General features: G+C 46.2%; 1 protein-coding gene. It reads right to left on the bottom strand.

The features are described 5' to 3' along the window. Positions 1–2: 2 nt before the first annotated feature. Positions 3–1361, bottom strand: coding sequence for an IS4 family transposase (locus RCO25_RS34490; RefSeq protein ID WP_309000552.1), 1359 nt, complete (start codon positions 1359–1361; stop codon positions 3–5). Positions 1362–1518 lie beyond the last annotated feature (157 nt).

Below are 1518 nucleotides of genomic sequence, written 5' to 3' on the forward strand. Positions count from 1 at the left end.
ACTCAACTTTCGCAGCTTAAATTAGGCAGATAGCCCTTGATGTAGCTGGGTAAACTGGCCATCCATTGTTGGAGTTGCGTTTGGATGAGTGCTGCGATCTTCTTATTGGCTTTCTTGGTGACATCCTCGATCAGATCAATGAGCTGCTTTAGAGCAATTGCCCAATCTAATTGGCCGACTTCATCGCAAAGTAAGTGAAACAAACCACCTAGTGTGCGTTGGTCGGTGCTTTGCCGATGCTGCCATGCCAGTAGAATGTAGCGTGAGAATACAATCGTCGTGTGACTAACGAGCAAATCATAGGAACGACCTTGAAACTCCTTTTGTAGGCGGAGCAAGGATTTGGCGCACTTAAAGAACACTTCAATATCCCAACGGATACCGTAGATTCGGATAATCTCATTTTCGGGTAGCGAGCGGTCCGTACACAAAATTGCGAGCCATTCCTTCTTGTTCGACCGATGACGTACGAAGACGATCGTGACCGGAATACCTGGAGACAGCATGGTACGGATGGAACGTAGGATTCCTTTGTTTTTTCCTTGGACGGGGATTGCTGAAAAATAAAGCTCTTGCAGGGATAAACGCCGCTCGCCAAGAAGATACCGTTTCTTATCCGCTTTGACCATGCCGATCACGTCCAAGCCACGATCAAGCATCGCTTGAATCAGCGGCGCATGTGTAAACCAACTGTCCATGAGCACGTAAGAAGCTTGTGCACCAGCGGAACGCACACGATCAATCATAGTCGGAATGACTTGAGGCGCGGGTAGGAGGGCTTCCACCCGTCGTTTATAGCCAGACGTTCGCTTGTCGATCCCTTCCATGATGCCACTTACTTGGGATTTGAGTGAAGCGAGCAAGGAGAAGTCGACAGGTATAAAGGTATGGCCGTCCGACCAACCTAGCGTGAGCATACGAAATCCTTTGTAATAGCTGCCGGTTGCATGATCCTTAAATTGGGAAAGCAATTCGACTGCCTTGCTACGATTCCGCTCAAACATGGAGTCATCCACTATAAATACGGATACGCGATTCTCTCGGGTTAGTGCATGAACTTTATCAATGGTGGATGAACTGAGCAATGATAAGAACCGACGCCAGGCGTAGCCACTATGATTAAGAAAGCGATAGACGGCGTCCTTCCCGGGAAATGCTTCTCCCTTCTCGCTTTCCAACAAACGGAACCAGTTCTTGTGATGGAACAAGAGTACAAAAACAAGCTGGAATAAAAATGAACAGCTATAGCCGAACTTCTTCTTGAAGCCTGCTGTTTTCATGTGTTGTAACACTTTCAGTTCTTTAAAAGCCGGCTTAATTTCACTTGGAAGTTGATTCTGTTGCCTGTTATGTTCTATCATGTAGAGGACACCTCTTCTGTATGGTAGTGATTGCTTAGACACTCTCACTTTACCAAACGAAGCGGTGTTTTTCTATTTTTCAATATCTGTATTGAACTCACCGTATATTTAGTCACATCATGCTGTTAAGCCGGTTTTCGCTCTGCGAAAGTTGAGT

This window comes from Paenibacillus sp. LHD-38 (assembly GCF_031157315.1).
Taxonomy (GTDB): domain Bacteria; phylum Bacillota; class Bacilli; order Paenibacillales; family Paenibacillaceae; genus Pristimantibacillus.

Coding starts and splice junctions, on each gene's coding strand:
- RCO25_RS34490 (WP_309000552.1), bottom strand. CDS start 1,361: ATGATAGAACATAACAGGCAACAGAATCAACTTCCAAGTGAAATTAAG.